The sequence below is a fragment of the Anaerostipes sp. Marseille-Q3525 genome (assembly GCF_018223505.1).
GTDB classification, from domain to species: domain Bacteria; phylum Bacillota; class Clostridia; order Lachnospirales; family Lachnospiraceae; genus Anaerostipes; species Anaerostipes amylophilus.
Window position 1 is genome coordinate 1 of the sequence record NZ_JAGTTT010000035.1, and the last position, 20,146, is coordinate 20,146.

Below are 20,146 nucleotides of genomic sequence, written 5' to 3' on the forward strand. Positions count from 1 at the left end.
TGTATTCGCTGACAAAAGATTTTCTTTCTTACGAGGACCTCCATGAGACTGGTAGCTTCTTTTTTATGTCGTTATCATCATGGAGGTTTTTATCAGTCTATTTATGAAATATCTTGGCTACAAACCTATGGAAAAACTGACTCTTTTGGATGCCAGAACATTTATCCTGGATAAACGCCGCTGTGGTATCTCTGCTTCAACCTGTAACTTTTATAATTCATCCATTGCTTTTTTATACAAATATGTCTTGCACACCCCATGGGATCAGAATCTTGTTCCAAGAATGAAGCGGGATACCAGACTTCCTCAGCTTCTTTCGATGAAACTGTGCCGGAAACTTTTAAACTGCAGACAGTATATTTCGAAGCTTCGGGGACAATATATGGCGAATGATTGAAACCCCATACAATATTATTTTCCATACACACCACCGCAAATTAAAATTTCAGCCACAATTTCATATGCAGAATCCTGCAAATGTATCCCATCAACTGTATACTCTCTAGACAGCTGTCCATCTGCTCCTATCAAATGACTAAATACATCTATATAATTAAAATCGTTTTCCTTGCATAATTTTTTAATCCAGGTATTGATCTTTTGTATCTCTTCATTCGATTTTCCTTCTGCCCACGATGGCATCAGACCGATTCTTTTTGTATATGCCGGATACATGGATTCGATATAAATTTTTGTATCTGGTAGTTGTTTTCTGATTCTAAGTGCCAATCTGATCAATCGTTCGGCTAATGGTTTTGCTCCTGGATACAATGACATTAGGAAATCGTTGGCTCCGCCTTGCATGATGATAATGTCTGGATGATATGGATAAACGTCATAAGATAATCTAGCTCCCATTTCTGCAATTGTGTCTCCTGCAACTCCACTGTTGATAATATCTGCATCGATATCTTGTAATTTATCCATTGGAAAATAATCTGTTAAAGAATCTCCAAACATAACGATTGTTTTTTTCTTATCTTTCATTGTCTACTCCAATATCTTATCTTTAAATTGCTGTTTTTCTTTCATAGAAATATGTAATCCATTTTTGATAAATTGATTGATCGAACCATGATCTTCTTTCATTGTTTTCAGTGCTGCGTTTAAAAACTCTTCTTTTGCCACGAAATAGCCTTCTAATTTTTCAATCTTTTCTTGATGAAATCCTGCCACGTGCAATTTTTTCCGTATTTTTTCGACTCGTCTTATGGCTGCTTTATTTGTTTTTAAGTAATCTTCCATGACATCCTCTTCCGATACATCTAATAAAAATAAAATGATTGCAGAAAGCAAACCACAGCGATCCTTTCCTTCTGTACAGTGCCATAAAACAGATCCATTTTCTGTAGTCATAACCTCTCTTACTGCCTTTGTGATCTGCTGATTGCAGAATTTATTTTGAATCATCATAATATAGATGTCTTTCATATCTGGAAATTCTTGCATATGCAACATCTGTTTTTTAGTTTCTTGTTCACGGCTTACCCCAACCATACTTTCCATAAAAAATGGAATATTCATATAACTTGCTTCTGGTATTTCAAGGTCCGCTTCCTGCTCTACTTCCATTGGTGTCCGTAGATCTAAGATTTTATGTAAATGATATTCATTTGACAAAAGATTCATATCATTTTGCGTAAGTTTCGATAAACGATTGCTGCGGATTAATTTTTTCTCCCGTATCACGGCGCCTTCTGTTGTTTTTAATCCGCCAAGATCTCTTGCATTATCCGCACCTTCCAGATGTATTTTCCCCATGATATCATCTCCATTTCTAGTTTTCATTCATTGTATCTTCTAGTGAAATTCCATCCGTGACATATGATTTTTCATGTTTTTGCTTGTCCAGATATTCTGTCCGGATCTGTGCTTTTGCTTCTTCGTAATCTCGTTTTAGTTCTCTTGCTGATAAAAGTCTGCATCCTTGTCCACGAATAATGATCTGTTCAAGTCCATCAGATGTTGCTACTGTCACATCATATTTTCTCCCGTGAGTATGGGCAAATTTCTCGATATACTGATCGGCAGTTTCTGCTTCTTTTGTGTAGACTACATGGATATTTAGATAATCTGTGATCTCTGTTTCATGACCTTTTACACGATATGCATCAAATACAACGATCAATTCCATACCTTTCATTCCCTGATAGTTACACATTTCATCAAGAAGTTTGCCTCTGGCTGCATCCACATTCGTATCTAATAATTCTTTGAGTTCATCCCACGCATAAATGACATTATATCCGTCAACCAATAAATATTTTTTTGACATATCTCGCTTCACAGAAGATTTTTCAGCGGATGAATGATAATCCTGTTCAATCCTTGCCGCCTTCTTTTTCTTCCATTTACTTTTATTGTGCTGATTTGCGTAAAATGTCTGCTCTAAGATTTTGTCAATCTCATCTGTATCGATCCATTCGTCTTCAATATATGCTCTTCTCTGAGCAATCTCGTCGAATTCTTCTTCCTCTGTTTCTTTAGCTAACACACTTTCTAAATGCATATGTTCTGGAACTTCATCCCACGAAACATTATAACCTGCCCCATGAGAGCAAAATACAGAACCGCAAGGATTCTCAAGATCATGATCTGGATCGTAACCAGCTTCTTCTATGATTTCTTCTGCATTATGGCAGATATCATATCCATTTAATGTCGTAAATAATCTTCCCATTCCTTTGGAATATGCCAATACTTCTTTTTGATATCCCTGCATGGTTGAAACTGGTGCTACCCCTTGTAATACCGCCATTTCTTTTGATGTATCCGGTGTTTCAAATGTTCCATGCATTTTTTCGATATCTGTCATGGCTCGTCCTACCATTTGCTGTGGAATCTCTAAGCGAAATTTATAATATGGCTCTAATAAAATGCTTTCTGCCATGCGAAGTCCCTGACGGACTGCACGATAGGTTGCCTGACGGAAATCACCACCTTCTGTATGTTTCTGGTGCGCTCGTCCTGCTGCCAGTGTAATCTTAATATCCGTAATCGGTGCTCCCGTTAAAACACCTCTGTGTTCTTTTTCTAATAAATGAGTCAGGATCAATCTCTGCCAGTTCTTATCCAGTATATCTTCACTGCACTGTGTATCAATGACAACTCCACTTCCTCTTTCTAAAGGTTCTAAAAGCAAATGTACTTCCGCATAATGTCTAAGTGGTTCAAAATGTCCAACACCTTCTACAGTATTTGCTATTGTTTCTTTGTATACAATATTCCCCTGTCCAAATTCGACATCGACATCAAAACGTTCTTTGATCAAACTTTTTAGAATCTCAATCTGGACTTCTCCCATGATCTGAACCTGAATTTCCTGTAATTCCTCATTCCAAATGATATGAAGTTCTGGTTCTTCTTCCTCTAGTTGTCGAAGTTTCGGCAGCATAATAGTCGCACTTGTCTGTTCTGGAAGGATCATCTGATAAGTAAGAACTGGTTCTAACACTGGCTCATAGCCACCCTGTTCGACTCCAAGGCACTGTCCTGGATAAGTGTCACTTAAACCTGTCACCGCACAGATTCTTCCCGCTTCAAGTTCATTCACTGTCTCATATTTTTCTCCTGAATAAATACGGATCTGATTGATCTTCTCATCACTGCTTGTGATCACTGTTTTGACTTTCAAGTCTTTTCCGGTTACTTTTAAATGAGTCAGCCTGTTTCCTGACTCGTCTCTTGTGATCTTAAAAACACGTGCTCCAAATTGTTCTGGATATTCTTTTTCTTCCGTACAATATCCAAAATCATTTAGAAATTCTTCCACTCCCTGAAGTTTTAATGCTGATCCAAAGAAACAAGGAAAAATCTTACGTTCTGTGATCATTTTTCGAATCTGTTCATCCTCTATCTCTCCAGATTCTAAATACTGATCTAATAATTCTTCATCTTCCATCGCAACAGCTTCATAAAATTCATCACTGTTTTTCGTTCCAAAATCAATACATCCACTGCTTAAGCGTTCTTGTAATTCTTCTAATAAAGCGGTTTTGTCTGTTCCATTTTGATCCATCTTATTGATAAATAAAAATGTTGGGATCTCGTATCTCTTTAACAGGCTCCATAAAGTCAGTGTATGTCCCTGAACTCCATCTGCACCACTGATCACAAGAATCGCATAATCTAATACCTGCAACGTACGTTCCATTTCCGCTGAAAAATCCACATGTCCCGGTGTATCTAAAAGTGTCAGATCCATCTCTTCCATTGATACTTCCGCCTGCTTCGAAAAAATGGTGATCCCTCTTGATCTTTCCAGTTCATAAGTATCTAAAAACGCATCTCCGTTATCTACTCGTCCAAATTTTCTTAAGTTACCTGCTGTATATAAAATTGCCTCGGAAAGCGTCGTCTTTCCGGCATCAACATGTGCCAGAATTCCGACACAGATGTGTTTTCTTTTTTCCATGATCATCTCATCCTTTTTTTTATATCTATATCTAAGTATATCTGTTTCGATGAGAAAAGTCTAATATCTTATTTTCCAAAAGAAAAAGCAGAAAAACCTGTTCATTTTTCTGCCTTTTCTTTATTATTTTTGATTCTTACTATATAAAAATGCTGCGATCCAAGAAGTTACTGGAACTGCCATGATCACACCAAGACTTGATGATAAACCCTGCATGATCTCGATTCCTACCGAATACATATTGATCACTTGCTGGTATTCATAATTGTATGCAAAAATAAATACTAATGTATTGATCGATCCCCCTGTAAAAGCAAGGATCAGTGTATTGGTCATCGTTCCCATCATATCTCTTCCGACATTCATTCCTGATTGAAACAATTCTTTTGTCATCATTTGTGGATTTTGTTCTTTTAATTCGTTTAATGTTGATGCAATCGACATTCCAACATCCATAACAGCGCCTAATGATGCGATTAAAATTCCTGCAAATAGGAGTTCTCCGATCTTTATATCCGTCATCTCTCCTACATAAACAAGATTTTCTATATCCGATACATTATATCCTGTGATTGATGTTACTTGTCCAAAGATTAATGCAAATGCTCCAGAAAACACCACCCCTATGACAGTTCCAAGCATTGCAGCTACTGATTTCTTCGTAATCCCATCGACCATGCACATCGTAACAATCGTTGTAAATGCAACCACCAGTACAGCTGCCAATATTGGCGATATTCCTTTATAGATCATTGGAAGGAAAATAAAAAAGATACAAAGCATTGTAAAGACCAAACTTAAGATTGATGAAATTCCTTTCCTTCCACCGACTGCAACCACGATTGCTACAAAAATGGCTGCCATCAGCCATACCATAGGACCTCTGTTTACACTATATACAGAAGCTACGAATTCTCCATTTGATTCATTCACGATCGCTATGACTTTCATTCCCTTTTTACATTTTGCACCAAATAAATAGCTCTGGGAACTTGTTGCCTCTATTGTTTTTCCTTTATGATCTCCAGATAAAAGTTTTAATTCTACGGTTTGTTTTCCACTTCCACTATTGGATAAATTTCCAGAGATCACTTTTGTTACTTCTGCTTTTTCAAAATTTCTTCCATCTGTATCAAGAAGTTTTGTCTTCTCAATTCCAGAAAATGAAAAAAACAGCAGAAGAAAGAGAATGCCTGCAATCAGCAGACACACTCTTTTCATCTGTTTTTGTTTCATTGTTATTTCACAGTTGCTTTCAGAACTTTACTGTAAGAACCGTAGATTTTCTTACCTTTGACTACTTTGTATGCACGAACCTTTACATAGCATTTCTTCTTTGATTTTAATGATTTGATCGTATAAGTAGTTTTTGTTGTATTTTTTACTTTTGCATTCTTAAAGTTCTTGTTTGCTGCATATTTAATCTCATATCCAGATACAGATGCTTTTTTGATCTTAACTGTTACTTTCTTTTTCCCAGCTTTCAGCGTTGCAGATGCTTTTGCTACTACAACTTTCTTTTCTAATGCTGCTTTTGCATTTGTCAGAGCTTTTAATGCATTTTCTACTTCACTTTTTGTTGCCTTTTTATCTGCTGCAACTTTCTTAGCTCCTGCAAGTGCCTGTTCAAAGACTCTGTAGCTTTGTGTTATATATGTATTTTTCTGTTTTACAATACTTTCTGCTGCTTTAATTTCTTTATTGAGTGATGCTACATCTCCTTTGCTCTTTGTGATAGAAAATGTTTCGTCAATCTTTTCATCATTGTCTGTACGATATGTATTGATCGTTAAATTGTTTTCTGTCACGTCTACAACAGAATATGTTGGAACATCTTCTTGCCAGCGGTGTGCAATGTATGTCTGCTGTCTTGGTACCAGATCATAATACTTACTTCCTGAAGAAGAACCAGCTGTCATATAAAGGACACCTTCTGGATTGATCACAGAACTTCCTTGTTTTTTGACAGTTTCAATTGCTTTTTCATCCATGATACTCTTAAGGTATGATAAGTATTTCTGGTCTTTTTCATCTGTGCTGTCATTTTTGATATTTGCTGGTGCTACAGTTCTTGTTGTTGGATTTTCACCCGCATCCATATCTTTCTTTAATTCTGCATCAAACTCATCGTCTGTATAATCATTGGCTTTTGTTCCGCCTAATAACATTTTAGATCTGGAATATGCATGATCATGACCTGTTAATACCACGTCAACATCATTTTGTTCAAAAATCGGTGTTAACTGGTATCTTAAATTTGTGATCTCTGGCTCGTTGGAATGTTCTGCTGAACCATAGATATCCTGATGCAGTGTTACGATTCTCCATTTGCAGTCTTTATTTGCTGCAACTGTCTGCTCAATAAACTGTTCATGTTCTGCTACATTGGTATCTTGTGTATTTAACATGATAAATAAGGCATTTCCATATTTGAAATAATAATCTCCACCAACTACCTTATTACTCCCAAGCTCACTGGCATTGGTTCTGTTAAAATGATAGGTATAGTTTGCGTTATCTGCATCATGGTTACCTACCGTTGTCGCCACTGGAAGTGATTTTAATGCTTCCGGACTTAAATATCCAGTATATTCAATCTCACTTTTTGATGCATCTTTGTTTGGTGATTTTTTCTTTGTTGTCTGAATCTGGTCACCTGCAGATACGACAAAACTTAACTTGTTATCTGTCTTTTCTAATGCCGCATTTAAAGTGGATGACCAGTTAAACGCATCACTTTTTACTGCATTAGACTGTGCATCGTAAAATTCTTTACTGTCTTTTCCTTTTAATTCATTGGAAGATCCGATCTGTGGGTCTCCCACAAATGCAAATGAAAAGTCCTTTTTAGATTTCGTTGTATATGCAGCTGGTTTTGTATAGCCATTTCCGTTGTCATAACTATAATAGTATGTTTTATTTTCTTTTAATCCTGTTGCTGTTACTTTATTAGAATTATATGTTCCACCATTGCTGTCCTGCTCATCTTTTACTTCTGTTTGTTCTGCCTCGTATACTTTGGCATTTTTCATATTACGTCCTTCACCAATGATCAGTTTTGGAACATTACTATCTTTCTGATCTGGAGAAATTGCTTGTACTTTGGCTTCCACATCCGCATTTGAATTATTATCATTTGTCTGTTTTGGTGTGTACCATGCAAAATTCAGTTCTGTTGCATTACTTCCTGGTGATAATGAAATTTGTGTCCAGTCATTTTTTAAAGTTTTCCATTCTTTCTGCCAACGATTCCACTGCGTCGTTGTTCCCATTGTCTGTGCAATTTCTGCTGCGTTTGACTTGCCATCTGGAGCCGCACTTGCAAATACTGGAGCTGCATTTGCCGCAGAAAGTGTCAATGCTAATGCACTGATCATCATTTGTTTTCTCCAATTAGATTTCATATATACCTCCTAATACTCTTGCTTTTAGCATTTTCCTTGTTCATTAAAAAATTTTATCAGATATATGTAAATTCTAATTTCAAATAAATGTAAACATTTTGTAAAATAACAAGGATATATGAAGTTTTATGTTTCTTCATATATCCTTGTTGTTATTTTTCAAAATGCTTCAACAAAATACTTTCTGCTTCCGAATTCCACAACCCTCCATGATTACTGCATGCGTCTGCCAATTGTGCGAATACTGGATCAGTTTCTCCAAGCTTTCTAAAATCTTCAATTGCTGTAAGCGGGAGATCTATCTGTGGGTAGATGATCTTTTTAGACCCTGGCATTTTCTTTAAATACAAAGTCGTATCTACGATTGCATTGATTCCACCAATATGTGTGATTCCTATTGCCGGGTTCATCTTTTTATTCTCAATCAGTTCAAGTGCTTCGACCATATCAGATCGTAATCCTCCTGAAGATCCAATCAGTTTGGTCTTTAAATAATGACTTCCATAGATATTCATTCCTGCACGATAGTTCTTATCAGCTGTAGCTGCATAAATATTCATACAACCATCCATTGCCATAATGCGGTTTCCTATCTCTGCTACACATTTTGGGGGTGCATAAACAAAGACATCATCATAGCCTTTTTCATTTGTCATTGCTAATAATACTGGTACAGAGTCTGTTACCATCGATGGATTGATATAGTATAGTTCTACTCCGTGTCTCCTGCCTTCCTCAACCGGAATGATCTTCCTGACTTTCTCTAAACGTTCCTTATTCGTATCGGTGATCACTAAACGCTTGGGTTTCCTATCCATTTCAAGTACATATCGAATGGCCATAAGCCCCATAGGTCCTGCTCCTCCAAGAATGATCGTATTACCGCCTTCTTTGATTCCAGATATATGATCATGAGACCCCTGTTTGCTGTGATAATTTGAGTGGAAACTGCTTACTACACTGTATAATGCCTGTGCCTGAGCAAGCTCATAAAACGCTCCGGCTTCTCTTTGTATCAAACATCCTTTCTCTATAACATCTCCCGGTACAATACAATAGGTAGCTGCTCCACCAAAATATGGGTAAGAATATCCTGGTGATTCAATCTGAAGTGGAATCTCAGGTACGATCACAAATTTCTTTCCTTCCTGATATTCATCCTTCCATCTTTCTCCTACCTTCGCAATTGTTCCTGAAAATTCGTGTCCGATCAGTACTGGTTTCTTCTTAATATTCTTTGGTACTCGTAAATGCCGCTGTGCCAAAGTGATCTCTTTTAGCGTTGACATAGCAATCCCATTACATTCAATCTTCAACAGTACTTCATCTTCTGTGATATCAGGGATTTCAAATTCTTCCAGACGTATATCTTTGACTCCATAGAGTCTGACTCCTTTGATCTTCATGGTCTTTCGCCCCCTAAGTTTGTCAAATGTCAATGTCGCATTATGATAATTGTTCAATTAGTCTTTTTTATTATAACATAGGATGAAGGGAAAAAGAACTGGTAAAATTGTGCGACGGTAGGATTTCGTATATGTTAAAGGAGATTGGCTGATAATTTTTGTATTCATTAACAGAAGATAAAAGAAATTAAACTTCTGGTATATGATAAAAAATAAATAAGCAACCGAAAGCGATGCATTGGAATTTTGCCATATTTTGAACAAAATTCCACCGCAGCACTTTCAGTTGCTTATTTATTTTTTATCATATACTCGAAATCTACAGTTGGCCAACACACAAATTTATTTCCCTTGATGTTTCAATGCTGCCTCAACAAATCCCTTAAATAAAGGATGTGCCTTATTAGGTCTAGATTTGAATTCAGGATGTGCCTGTGTTGCCACAAACCATGGATGTTCTGGAATCTCTACCATCTCTACGATTCTTCCATCTGGTGAACATCCAGATAACATCATTCCATTCTCCTGAAGAACATCACGATATTTGTTATTTACTTCATATCTGTGACGGTGTCTTTCATGGATTTCTTTTTCTCCATATAATTCATATGCCTTGGATCCTTCTGTTAATACACATGGATAAGATCCTAAACGTAAAGTTCCTCCAAGATCTGTAACTCCATCCTGATCTGCCATAATATGAACCATTGGATGTGTTGTCTCTGGATTAAATTCCTTGCTGTGTGCATCTGCAAATCCTAAGACATGGCGTCCGAATTCTACTAATGTAAGCTGCATTCCTAAACAAATTCCAAGATATGGAATCTTATTTTCTCTTGCATATTTGATCGCACAGATCATTCCTTCAATACCACGATCTCCGAATCCACCTGGAACTAAGATTCCGTGAACCCCACCTAACATCTCATCTACATTGTAAGAGCTGATTCTCTCTGAATCTACCCAACGGATCTTAACATTGGCAGAATTAGCAACTCCTGCATGCTCTAATGATTCAACAACACTGATGTATGCATCATGTAAAGATACATATTTACCAACTAAGGCAATTTCTACCTGATGTTCTGGATGTTTCCAAGCATCGATCATCTTCTTCCAATCATCAAGATCTGGATCTGGGCATGGCATATTTAAACATTCACATACTTCGTGTGCCAGATGTTCTTTCTCCATCATCAGAGGTACTTCATATAATACTTCTGCATCTAAGTTCTGAATGACTCTTGAACGGTCTACATTACAGAACTGAGCAATCTTTCTCTTGATCCCGTCATCTAATGGATAATCTGAACGACAAACAAGGATATCTGGCTGGATTCCCATTCCCTGTAAATCTTTCACACTTGCCTGTGTTGGTTTTGTCTTTAATTCTCCTGAACTCTTTAAGTATGGAATTAATGTTACATGAATCAAAATGCAGTTTTCATGTCCTACTTCATGCTGGAACTGTCTTAATGCCTCTAAGAATGGCTGACTCTCAATATCTCCGACTGTTCCTCCGATCTCGATGATCGCTACTTCCTGATCACTTGGATCTTCGCTTCTGTAAAAACGGCTCTTGATCTCATTTGTTACATGTGGGATTACCTGTACTGTGTTACCACCGTAATCTCCACGACGTTCTTTGGATAAGATACTCCAGTATACTTTACCTGTTGTAACGTTTGATTTCTTGTTCAGTCCTTCATCGATAAATCTTTCATAATGTCCAAGGTCTAAGTCTGTCTCTGCTCCATCATCTGTTACGAAAACTTCTCCGTGCTGGATTGGATTCATTGTTCCTGGATCAATGTTGATGTATGGATCAAACTTCTGGCTTGTGACATGATAGCCTCTGGCTTTTAGTAATCGTCCCAGAGAAGCTGCTGTGATTCCTTTACCTAATCCAGATACAACTCCTCCTGTGACAAATACGTACTTTACTGGCATGTTTTTTCCTCCTATATGTGAATTACTACTACTTTCTTATATTATTCCATTCAAAACAATATCATATCATATTATTTTTCATTTGTCATTGTGATTTCTTAAAAATGCAGAAAAATGGTTCTGATCCTTTTAAACTATAAAAGAATCAGAACCCTTGTTGTCATCATGCAAAAGAGAAAGTGCCTGTATCACATTATCTAGATAGAGGATTGTAGATAAATAAAATGATTGTTGATGATGATTAAAATACAAATATATGAGATTCTTCGGGGTATGGGCGATGAATCATCGCAGGAAAACCTAAGATCTCGATCTGTTTATTATAGGGGAGTTATGTGCTACAAGCACTTTCTACCCATAATTTACCATATCATTTTATTTTTGTCAATTATTTCCTTTACTTTTTTTGTAAAAATTTACATAATTATCATCATGATTACTATCAACTAAAGAAACGATCTGATTTTCACTATTTCCATAGCTATATGTCCAGTTCCCAAGTTCTCCATTCTGGGCATTCTTCTTTGACAAAGATACAGAATTAAATTCTTCTAACCATTTTTGTGCATCTTCAGATGCAATGCCCATTTTCTCAAAGCATGCTTTCATAAATATATTTTCTTCTTTTGTAAATCCTTTTAATTCATCTGCCTTGTCCCAGTAAATCAATAACTGCTTGATCTTGTGATCCTTCATAAAGATCTGGACATTTTTCTTGGCATACAGATTCTCATCATTATAAGAACGAAGAATAATTTCCTTTGAAGCTGTGCCGCTTTGATCCGCTATGACTGTCCATAATGCTCTTCCGCTTTGTGGAAGTTCTGATAGATTGCTCTTTATTCCAACTATTTTGTTTGCATCAAAACGAATGATAAAACGCTTGTAATTATAGAAAATTGACAAACCATTTTTCTCGAATTTATGCCATTTATCTGTATTATGAAGCAAATATGTTTTATTTCCTACTTTTACTTTGATTCCTGACTGATCATTTTCACATTGTTCCATCCACTTTTTAATACCCTTGTATCCGGATTTTTCCATCATATTGATCAGTTTGGTGTCCTTCATGGAAATCTGGGCTGTTCCATTGATGCATACTTTATGCTCATCATCTGTTGCATATAAAAGTCCATCCTTATAATGCCATTTCAGAGCTCTGACATCTTGTTTTTCTGAATCTGTCAGTTTTTGATAATTTTCTTCCAATGTATTATCTGGTCTTTGGATAATCTTATAAAATCCTGTGTCATCATAGCTGTCAAAATCTTCATCAGAATCAATGTCCTCATCGGATTTCTTTTCAGCGAACTTGTCAGCTACAACATTTTCTACAAACAACCGCATTTCATATTCTCCAGTTGACCCAATGCCAATATTTGATGCCCATTCATCATAACTGCTGCTGTTACTTAAAAACTGTGCTGCAATCATATCATCTGATCTTATGATCTTATATAATGATTTCAGCCATTTATCATTTTTCGCTGTTCCTGCTTTTGAGGATTCATCTGCTGTCTTTTTAATTTTATTTTTTGTGATAAGATTTCTTTCCTTCGCAGAAAGACGGATCGTTGATACAAATTTTTCTCCATTCACTAAAGGATAGATGAATAATGCGGCTGCTGCACAAAATCCAAGAAAGATTCCTGCCTGTTTTACTCTTCTTCTTTTTTTCAACGATACCTGATACCATTTTTTCTGTAGTTTTGATGGATGTCGGTAAAGCACAACTCCCACTGCGATCAGAAATGCTAAAAGAAGCAGTGGCAATAAGATAATGATCACTCCCAATGATAAGCCCATATACATTATGCTTCCCTCCTTTTTCTATGTCTTCTTACCATATAAAATACGATACTTGCAATAACTACTGCGATAACGCCGCCTTTATATGACTGAATCTTAAATCCTATTACTACTATGAACAATGAAACGCAAAATGGGAAAATCCATAAAAACAGTTTCTCCATCCATGGAAAATACATGAAATTATTTCGTTTTGCCATATCTGCCTTTTTAAATACATAGAAAGCAACTGCGAAAAATACCAGTATAAGCAGAATCTGAATTAAAAGGATCTGTACAAAATGATCAAACGATGCCATTGTTACAGTCTGGTGTACACCCTCATCCCACACGCATTCTTCTGATATTGGTCCATTTTCAAAAAATGCTGCCATCCACCATCCATTAAGCATCCCACCTGGAAGAAGATTCACTTTCGGCATGACATAGTCCATAAATACGGGAAAACACATTGCTCCCACTCCAATAGCTCCTGCGATCCATGGTCTTTTACAGATATTCTGAAAAAATACTGCTACGGCATAGATCAATGTCAATGAAATCCACATAAATAAAAGATATACACACAAGTGGAAGACATTATCATTCCCAAGCAATAATTCTCCATTTGTACATGACGATAATTTCATCTCATACCATGACTCTGCCTGAATTCTCATCATGATCATTCCAAAGAAAAAAAACAGCCACGGAATCGTATATATCATCATTCCGATAATCGTTCTGACCAGAAAGATCTGGCCTCTTTTTACTGGCAGCTGCATTAAAAATTCACCGCATTTTGAAATACTGCTTTCCCGATACTGCATGATTGCAACAAAACTGATTGGTATCATCAGTATCATAATAAATGATTCATAATACTGATTGAGCGTTCCCAAAAATAGATTCCCATAGTTGTCATAAATATATCGATTTCCAGTTCCTGCAATATCACTTGCAATCGCGCCTTGTAACACAAACCATACCACGATCGTAAACGCCAATGTTATGATCAGCATATTTCTTTTTTCATGCTTAACAAGCCCTCTCATAATGTTTCCTCCTTATTGTCTGAACCAATGAGACTGCAACATAGCATCCTGCAAAGATCACTGCAAAATATATCAACAGATGCATTCCGCTTAACTTCTGCATGATCATTCTATAGCTGTCCCCATTTCCCATAATGTCTTTATTCCATGCTATCAGCTCATAAATCCTGTTGTACAGAGTTCTTTCATAATTAAATACCTGTTGATTTATTTCATGATTGCTTACTGCATTGAAAATTACAAATGACAGTCCGACCGTCATGACCAGCTTGTTTTCTATCCTTGACAGCCTTGTCAGCATTCGATTCTGTGCCAGGTTCTGTCTTATAAATTTACGCTTTGCAAACCACAGGCATAACCCCCCTGCTGCTATAAATGCTGCAATACAGATCAATGATGTATTCATATATTGTGCTTTCCAGATTAAGTTTGTGTCCATTATACTTATATCCAGCTGATAATTTAATGGAATCAAGAATCGACGATCATACACCGAATAGATTACCCATTCAAAGATTGCATATTTATATGTTTTGATTTTAAATACCATCTGAATTAAAAATGCTGTATTCTGAATAATGATTGGAAGCATCACATAAATGCTGATTACTGCCAGAATCAACCCCTGCCAGATATAAGCTGTCACAACAACAACAAGATGTGTAACCGCACAGAGTGCAAAACAGAATGCTGCATTTAATAATGTACATACAATGATATTTGTAAGTGATTCTTTACTTGGGATCATTGTAAGTTTTGCTGCAAAGAAAATTCCATAAATGACCTCTGCGATCATCAGTGATACAAGAAGCCCTGCTGCACTTTTTTTATAAATATCTTTTTTGGTCCATGGCAGACTGTATATATACTGCTGCTTCTTACTTTGCTGCAGCTGATATATGATTCCTCCAGATAATGCTGCAAATAAAACCCATATCAATAACCATCCATTAATTATGGAATCCATTAATGTCTGTGGAAATCCATCATAAGGATATTTTATATTTAATATATAAATTCCATAGATCAATGCCACTGGCGGAAGCACCAGATAATATTTCTTAAAAAATTTCATCTCCTCATCTCCCTCTTAGCGATTGCTGTAGACGAATACTTCCTCTAAACTTAATGGAATCTCTTCTACCACAATAGCTCCTGCTTGTTTTAATGCCTCGAAAATTGGCTGTCCATACCCTTCTAACACAACTGTGTACACGCTTCCAAGATTGGAATATGTGATCACTCCAGGAAGTTCTTTGAAAATCTCACTTCTTGCTTCTCCAAATACGACCTGTAATTTTGTAAATCTTTCTTTCATCTGATCCATCGTTCCATGATAAAGGATCTTTCCTTCCTTCATCATGCTTGCGGAATCACAGAAACTTTCTAAATCTTTCAGATCATGAGAAGATATAAACACACTCATTCCGTTCATATCAACTTCATTGACAATAAAGTCTTTAATCTGTTTTTGTACGATCACATCAAGCCCTGACATTGGTTCATCCATGATCATGACTTGTGGATGAATAGACAAGTTCAACATCGCAGCTAATGACATTGCCTGCCCTTTTGATAATTCCCTGATCCTTTTACTTACATCTAATCCGATACTCTGATTGTAGTCTTTAAATGCTTTCTCCTCGAATGTCGGGTACATCTGTTTATAAAATTCAATCATCTCGTCAATGTGGTACCCGTCAAAATACTGGTTGCTGTCTGCAACATATCCTACCTTTGCTTTTACTTTTGGATTCTCAAAAACTTCTTCACCGCAGATTAATATCTGCCCCTGATCTTGTTCGTAGATTCCTGTGATACACTTGATCAGTGTTGTCTTTCCACATCCATTTCGTCCTACCAGCCCATGAATGCTCCCTTCTTCTACATCAAGATTGATTCCATGAAGAATCTCCCGTTTTCCATATGATTTTTTTACGTCCTTTAGTTCGATCACTTTCATATCCTATCCCTCCAGATCCTGATAAATCTCATGTATCAGATTTGCAATCTTCTCTTCGTCATATCCTTCATAACGAAGTTCACTTAATATCTCCTTCAGACTTGTTTTAATTTCCTGCATCTTTCCTTTATCCACCTCTTGTGAAGCATTTTCTGCTAAAAATGCTCCCTTTCCTCTGATTGTTACGATTACTTTCTCTTTCTCAAGTAACTGATATGCTTTCGCTACAGTATTCGGTGTCACACTCAGCTGTAACGCAAGTTTCCTGACCGATGGCAGTCCATCTCCTGGTTTTAAGTAGCCCTTCCATGCTGCTTCTTTTACCTGTTCCATGATCTGTTCATAGATTGCTTTCCCGCTTGCCGGATTAATTCGAAACACATTGGCACCTCCTTATTGTTTTTATCTTATCGCACTGTATCACTAACTGTACTAACTGTATCACTTCATGTGATACAGTTATCATATACACTTTTTATTTATTTGTCAATCTGTTTTTTATTTTTATACAAAAAAAGAAAAAGACCCTAAAGCTTCTTAATTGAAACTTCAAAGTCCTTCTCCAAACGAATTGTATGAATATATAGAGGTTCATCACTTTTGCGATGAGAGAAAACTGATTGTTCTGCTCTTAACTGTTTTCTTAGGCTAATAATTCTTTTGCAGCATTCCCAATTGTTGTGATGATAAAGTAGCAGCTTGTTGCTCCTGCATCAAGAACACCTCTTGAACGTTCTCCCAGACGGCTTGCACGACCGATCTTCGCTACAAGATCTTTTGTTGACTGCCATCCTTTCTCTGCTGCTTCATTCATTGCATCTAAACATTCTGCAAAATCTTTTCCAGCTTCTTTTGCTTCTACAAATGCTTCCTTCGCTGGTACTAATGTATCGATTAAAGATTTATCTCCTACCTGAGCAGGACTAATATCCTGAATTCCTTCTACAGCTCCTGTGATCATATCTGCAAATACATCTACTGTGATATCATCTGCATCTTCACATGCCTGAGCCATCTCATCAAATAACATTCCATAGAGAGGTCCCATTGACCCACCGATATCTTCTAACAGTGTCTCTCCAAGTGTTGTCAATCCTTCTGACAGATTATATGTAGTTCCTTCTAATTTCTTCTCACACATTGTGAAACCTTTGTTCATGTTAATTCCATGATCACCGTCTCCGATCTTACCATCGATCTCACTTAAATAATCTCTTTCTTTCTGGATTGTCTTGATCAACTGATCTACGATAACTCCAGCTTCTGCATTTTTAAAACTTGACATAATTTACACCTCTTTAAATTAATATTGTATTTATCTTATCTATGTTTATTTTAGCATACAATCTTTTTCTACTGAAATGATTTTCAGTTCAAATATAGCACCTGTTATGGTGCTATATTTCACTCTAAGGGTGTAATTGATTCATATTATATTCTATGTTTATAAAATGTATTTCAAAATATCTTCTGGATTTTCTGCAATATAAGTTGCATGGTTTGCTTTAAGTTCTTCTGCTCCTCTAAACCCCCATGCAACTCCAATTGTGTCCATTCCAGCATTTTGTCCTGTCTTCATGTCTGTTTCTGAATCTCCGATATACAAAATCTCAGCTGGTGATAATTTCATTTTATCTGCAATTTCTAATGCAGCTGCTGGATCTGGTTTCTTTGGAATGCCTTTACTTTCACGTTCTCCATATACTGCTACCATAGGTGTTTGTGCAAAAAATTTGTTAACCAAAGCTTCTGTATAGTCACTTCGCTTATTTGAATTGACAGCTGTCTGTATTCCATTCTTATGCAGTTCATTGACCATTTGTAAAATACCTTCATACGGAACCGTTTTATTCAAATATCTTTTATGATATGCCTTGGCAAATTGTGCTAGTACTTCATCGACAAACTGTTCATCCTTTTGTCTTTCCTCTGGCAATGCTCTTGTGATCAATTTACGGAATCCATTTCCTACCATCATTTTACATTTTTTTGTATCATGTTGTGGAAAATGATATAGCTGCATCACATCATTTACACTATCTGTCAAATCTTCTATGGTATCTAGTAATGTTCCATCAAGATCAAATATGATTCCTTTATATTTTTTCATTTTTCTTTTCCTTCCTATCTATGATTTTGCTAAAATCTTTTTATTTTTGAAATTATTCTTATTATACAATTAATCAACTCTAATATCAAAAAAAGAATCCTTACATCATATATCTGATGCAAAGATTCTTCTATATACTTTCTTATTTTACAATTCTTCTTACACAAACAATACTGCGGTAATTTGCTCTTTGAGAAATCTTAATTCCTGTTTTTCTGCTGCTTGCATGTACAATCTTTCCATTTCCAATGTACATAGCAACATGTCCATTATAACAGATGATATCTCCTGGCTGTTTCTGGCTGTAAGATACTTTTCTTCCTGCGCTTCTTAATTCAGATGAAGATCTTGGAAGCTTATATCCAAATGAACGGTATATAGAACCAATAAATCCAGAGCAATCTGCTCCACGATTTAAATCAGTTCCACCCCATACATAAGGATTCCCAACAAAACGCTGTGCAAATTCAGCTACTGTCTGTCCCTTCTTATATGTACTTCCTGTTAATGAAGGAGCTTTTGTACCAACATATACATACTGTTTTGGTACATATCCTGTCTTCCCTGCTACAGAAACTTTTCTCCAGCTTCCGCTTGTTCCATATACTGTAACCGCAGTTCCAACTTTTAATGTTTTTAATACTTTTGCTTTCTTTGACTTTCCTGTTCTTAATCTTGTCCAATGTCTGAAGATTTTCCCACTATAGCCTTCTGCAGCTTTTACTTCTTTCTTAGGTGCTGTTGTTAATGTTGTACTAAATATAAATAAAAAGACTAATGAGAAAATTGTTATTTTCTTTAATCGTGATTTCATTCAAATCCCTTTCAATTGTTACACTTCTGTTACATACTTGACAATTCTAACATAAACTAATACAAATGTAAAGAAAATAACGTATTGTTTTAATTTTTGTAATGAATAAATGCAATAATTGTAAAATTTATTATTTCTAATAATACAAAAAGAGACCTGATAAATCAGATCTCTTCAGCGTGGGCGAGAAGATTCGAACTCCCGGCCTTCTGGTCCGTAGCCAGACGCTCTATCCAGCTGAGCTACGCCCACATATTTAATTGTCATATTTGACAACTTAGATGTTATTCACATCTAAATGCCGCAGACCGGAATCGAACCGGTACTCGATTTAACTCGAACAGGATTTTAAGTCCTGCGCGTCTGCCAGTTCCGCCACTGCGGCATATACATACCTTAAATATCTGGCATATAAGTGGGACCAATAGGACTCGAACCTATGACCCTCTGCTTGTAAGGCAGATGCTCTCCCAGCTGAGCTATGATCCCAAATGATTGGTTTTAAACACAATCTAGCGACCCGGATGGGAATCGAACCCACGACCTCCGCCGTGACAGGGCGGCGCTCTAACCAGCTGAGCCACCGGGCCAGAATGTAAAATATTTATTTAATTAAATGGACCCTCGGGGACTCGAACCCCGGACCGATCGGTTATGAGCCGATTGCTCTAACCAACTGAGCTAAAGGTCCGTTTAAAGCCGTTGACCGGACTTGAACCGGTAACCTGCTGATTACAAATCAGCTGCTCTGCCAATTGAGCCACAACGGCATATTAGACGATATCACTCATTTATGAATCGCAATGACTCCAACGGGATTTGAACCCGTGTTACCGCCGTGAAAGGGCGGTGTCTTAACCACTTGACCATGGAGCCTTATATCCGACCGCTTCACGGTCTTAATACTTTATTCAGTATCAAACTCCCCGAGCCGGGCTCGAACCAGCGACAGCACGGTTAACAGCCGTGTGCTCTACCAACTGAGCTATCGAGGATTATTAAGGCATATACCTTCAAAACAACATACAAGAACTATTCACATCTTTTACACTCTAGCCTTCTTTGGTTAAAGCCTCGACCGATTAGTAACAGTCAGCTCCATGCGTTACCACACTTCCACCTCTGCCCTATCTACCTCGTCGTCTTCAAGGGGTCTTACTACCTTTCGGTATGGGAAATCTTATCTTTAGGGGGGCTTCACGCTTAGATGCCTTCAGCGTTTATCCCTTCCAGACTTGG

At 36.8% G+C, this 20,146-nt stretch carries 16 protein-coding genes, 8 tRNA genes and 1 rRNA gene; all 25 read right to left on the reverse strand.

Annotation, left to right across the window (positions count from 1 at the left end; all coding sequences use genetic code 11):
• Positions 1–161 precede the first annotated feature (161 nt).
• Positions 162–422 (reverse strand): hypothetical protein, encoded by a 261-nt coding sequence (locus tag KE503_RS12670; protein WP_148368973.1) that lies wholly within the window; start codon positions 420–422, stop codon positions 162–164.
• Positions 412–987 (reverse strand): SGNH/GDSL hydrolase family protein, encoded by a 576-nt coding sequence (locus KE503_RS12675; RefSeq protein ID WP_212385413.1) that lies wholly within the window; start codon positions 985–987, stop codon positions 412–414. Before KE503_RS12675 ends, KE503_RS12670 begins: the two co-directional genes overlap by 11 nt.
• Positions 988–990: 3 nt before the next feature.
• Positions 991–1,788, reverse strand: a complete 798-nt coding sequence (locus tag KE503_RS12680) for a tyrosine-protein phosphatase (protein WP_249183063.1) — start codon at positions 1,786–1,788, stop codon at positions 991–993.
• Positions 1,778–4,414, reverse strand: coding sequence for a translation factor GTPase family protein (locus KE503_RS12685; RefSeq protein WP_212385414.1), 2,637 nt, complete (start codon positions 4,412–4,414; stop codon positions 1,778–1,780). The genes KE503_RS12680 and KE503_RS12685 overlap by 11 nt, the downstream gene beginning before the upstream one ends.
• Before the next feature lie 123 nt (positions 4,415–4,537).
• Entirely contained in the window at positions 4,538–5,650 is a 1,113-nt protein-coding gene (locus tag KE503_RS12690; RefSeq protein WP_022374857.1) for a YibE/F family protein, read from the reverse strand.
• Positions 5,651–5,652: 2 nt separating this feature from the next.
• Complete coding sequence (locus KE503_RS12695) at positions 5,653–7,818, reverse strand: purple acid phosphatase family protein (protein ID WP_212385415.1); 2,166 nt, start codon at positions 7,816–7,818, stop codon at positions 5,653–5,655.
• 152 nt (positions 7,819–7,970) lie between these two features.
• Positions 7,971–9,224, reverse strand: a complete 1,254-nt coding sequence (locus KE503_RS12700) for an alcohol dehydrogenase catalytic domain-containing protein (RefSeq protein WP_055198481.1) — start codon at positions 9,222–9,224, stop codon at positions 7,971–7,973.
• A 342-nt stretch (positions 9,225–9,566) separates the two neighbouring features.
• A complete protein-coding gene (locus KE503_RS12705; RefSeq protein ID WP_212385416.1) occupies positions 9,567–11,174 on the reverse strand; it encodes a CTP synthase in 1,608 nt (535 codons plus the stop codon).
• Positions 11,175–11,558: 384 nt separating this feature from the next.
• Positions 11,559–12,983 carry a hypothetical protein gene (locus KE503_RS12710; protein ID WP_249183064.1) on the reverse strand — a complete coding sequence of 475 codons (1,425 nt, stop codon included), beginning with the start codon at positions 12,981–12,983 and terminating at the stop codon, positions 11,559–11,561.
• 5 nt (positions 12,984–12,988) lie between these two features.
• Positions 12,989–14,020 carry a hypothetical protein gene (locus tag KE503_RS12715; protein WP_212385418.1) on the reverse strand — a complete coding sequence of 344 codons (1,032 nt, stop codon included), beginning with the start codon at positions 14,018–14,020 and terminating at the stop codon, positions 12,989–12,991.
• On the reverse strand, positions 14,004–15,095 hold the full coding sequence (locus KE503_RS12720) for a hypothetical protein (RefSeq protein ID WP_212385420.1): 1,092 nt from the start codon (positions 15,093–15,095) through the stop codon (positions 14,004–14,006). The genes KE503_RS12715 and KE503_RS12720 overlap by 17 nt, the downstream gene beginning before the upstream one ends.
• A gap of 15 nt (positions 15,096–15,110) precedes the next feature.
• On the reverse strand, positions 15,111–15,983 hold the full coding sequence (locus KE503_RS12725; RefSeq protein ID WP_212385423.1) for an ABC transporter ATP-binding protein: 873 nt from the start codon (positions 15,981–15,983) through the stop codon (positions 15,111–15,113).
• A gap of 3 nt (positions 15,984–15,986) precedes the next feature.
• Complete coding sequence (locus KE503_RS12730) at positions 15,987–16,364, reverse strand: GntR family transcriptional regulator (protein WP_022374280.1); 378 nt, start codon at positions 16,362–16,364, stop codon at positions 15,987–15,989.
• Positions 16,365–16,626: 262 nt separating this feature from the next.
• A complete protein-coding gene (gene dhaL, locus KE503_RS12735; RefSeq protein ID WP_055198491.1) occupies positions 16,627–17,268 on the reverse strand; it encodes a dihydroxyacetone kinase subunit DhaL in 642 nt (213 codons plus the stop codon).
• Positions 17,269–17,427: 159 nt separating this feature from the next.
• The gene (locus tag KE503_RS12740; protein WP_022374278.1) at positions 17,428–18,093 is read right to left on the reverse strand and encodes an HAD family hydrolase; all 666 of its coding nucleotides are present in this window, start codon (positions 18,091–18,093) and stop codon (positions 17,428–17,430) included.
• Positions 18,094–18,235: 142 nt separating this feature from the next.
• Positions 18,236–18,907, reverse strand: coding sequence for a C40 family peptidase (locus KE503_RS12745; protein WP_022374277.1), 672 nt, complete (start codon positions 18,905–18,907; stop codon positions 18,236–18,238).
• A gap of 178 nt (positions 18,908–19,085) precedes the next feature.
• Positions 19,086–19,159 (reverse strand) — tRNA-Arg (locus KE503_RS12750).
• A 47-nt stretch (positions 19,160–19,206) separates the two neighbouring features.
• Positions 19,207–19,292 (reverse strand) — tRNA-Leu (locus tag KE503_RS12755).
• Between the two features lie 31 nt (positions 19,293–19,323).
• Positions 19,324–19,396 (reverse strand) — tRNA-Val (locus KE503_RS12760).
• Between the two features lie 27 nt (positions 19,397–19,423).
• Positions 19,424–19,497 (reverse strand) — tRNA-Asp (locus tag KE503_RS12765).
• A 27-nt stretch (positions 19,498–19,524) separates the two neighbouring features.
• A tRNA-Ile gene (locus KE503_RS12770) sits at positions 19,525–19,598 on the reverse strand.
• A gap of 6 nt (positions 19,599–19,604) precedes the next feature.
• A tRNA-Thr gene (locus KE503_RS12775) sits at positions 19,605–19,677 on the reverse strand.
• Between the two features lie 34 nt (positions 19,678–19,711).
• A tRNA-Glu gene (locus KE503_RS12780) sits at positions 19,712–19,783 on the reverse strand.
• A 46-nt stretch (positions 19,784–19,829) separates the two neighbouring features.
• Positions 19,830–19,902: transfer RNA gene (locus tag KE503_RS12785), tRNA-Asn, on the reverse strand.
• Between the two features lie 67 nt (positions 19,903–19,969).
• Positions 19,970–20,146: ribosomal RNA gene (locus KE503_RS12790) — 23S ribosomal RNA — on the reverse strand; the annotation flags it as partial.

What these genes read in the sequence shown, in the direction of transcription:
- KE503_RS12670 (WP_148368973.1), bottom strand. Translation starts at nt 422, where the DNA reads ATGGAAAATAATATTGTATGGGGTTTCAATCATTCGCCATATATTGTC.
- KE503_RS12675 (WP_212385413.1), bottom strand. Translation starts at nt 987, where the DNA reads ATGAAAGATAAGAAAAAAACAATCGTTATGTTTGGAGATTCTTTAACA.
- KE503_RS12680 (WP_249183063.1), bottom strand. Translation starts at nt 1,788, where the DNA reads ATGAAAACTAGAAATGGAGATGATATCATGGGGAAAATACATCTGGAA.
- KE503_RS12685 (WP_212385414.1), bottom strand. Translation starts at nt 4,414, where the DNA reads ATGGAAAAAAGAAAACACATCTGTGTCGGAATTCTGGCACATGTTGAT.
- KE503_RS12690 (WP_022374857.1), bottom strand. Translation starts at nt 5,650, where the DNA reads ATGAAACAAAAACAGATGAAAAGAGTGTGTCTGCTGATTGCAGGCATT.
- KE503_RS12695 (WP_212385415.1), bottom strand. Translation starts at nt 7,818, where the DNA reads ATGAAATCTAATTGGAGAAAACAAATGATGATCAGTGCATTAGCATTG.
- KE503_RS12700 (WP_055198481.1), bottom strand. Translation starts at nt 9,224, where the DNA reads ATGAAGATCAAAGGAGTCAGACTCTATGGAGTCAAAGATATACGTCTG.
- KE503_RS12705 (WP_212385416.1), bottom strand. Translation starts at nt 11,174, where the DNA reads ATGCCAGTAAAGTACGTATTTGTCACAGGAGGAGTTGTATCTGGATTA.
- KE503_RS12710 (WP_249183064.1), bottom strand. Translation starts at nt 12,983, where the DNA reads ATGGGCTTATCATTGGGAGTGATCATTATCTTATTGCCACTGCTTCTT.
- KE503_RS12715 (WP_212385418.1), bottom strand. Translation starts at nt 14,020, where the DNA reads ATGAGAGGGCTTGTTAAGCATGAAAAAAGAAATATGCTGATCATAACA.
- KE503_RS12720 (WP_212385420.1), bottom strand. Translation starts at nt 15,095, where the DNA reads ATGAAATTTTTTAAGAAATATTATCTGGTGCTTCCGCCAGTGGCATTG.
- KE503_RS12725 (WP_212385423.1), bottom strand. Translation starts at nt 15,983, where the DNA reads ATGAAAGTGATCGAACTAAAGGACGTAAAAAAATCATATGGAAAACGG.
- dhaL (WP_055198491.1), bottom strand. Translation starts at nt 17,268, where the DNA reads ATGTCAAGTTTTAAAAATGCAGAAGCTGGAGTTATCGTAGATCAGTTG.
- KE503_RS12740 (WP_022374278.1), bottom strand. Translation starts at nt 18,093, where the DNA reads ATGAAAAAATATAAAGGAATCATATTTGATCTTGATGGAACATTACTA.
- KE503_RS12745 (WP_022374277.1), bottom strand. Translation starts at nt 18,907, where the DNA reads ATGAAATCACGATTAAAGAAAATAACAATTTTCTCATTAGTCTTTTTA.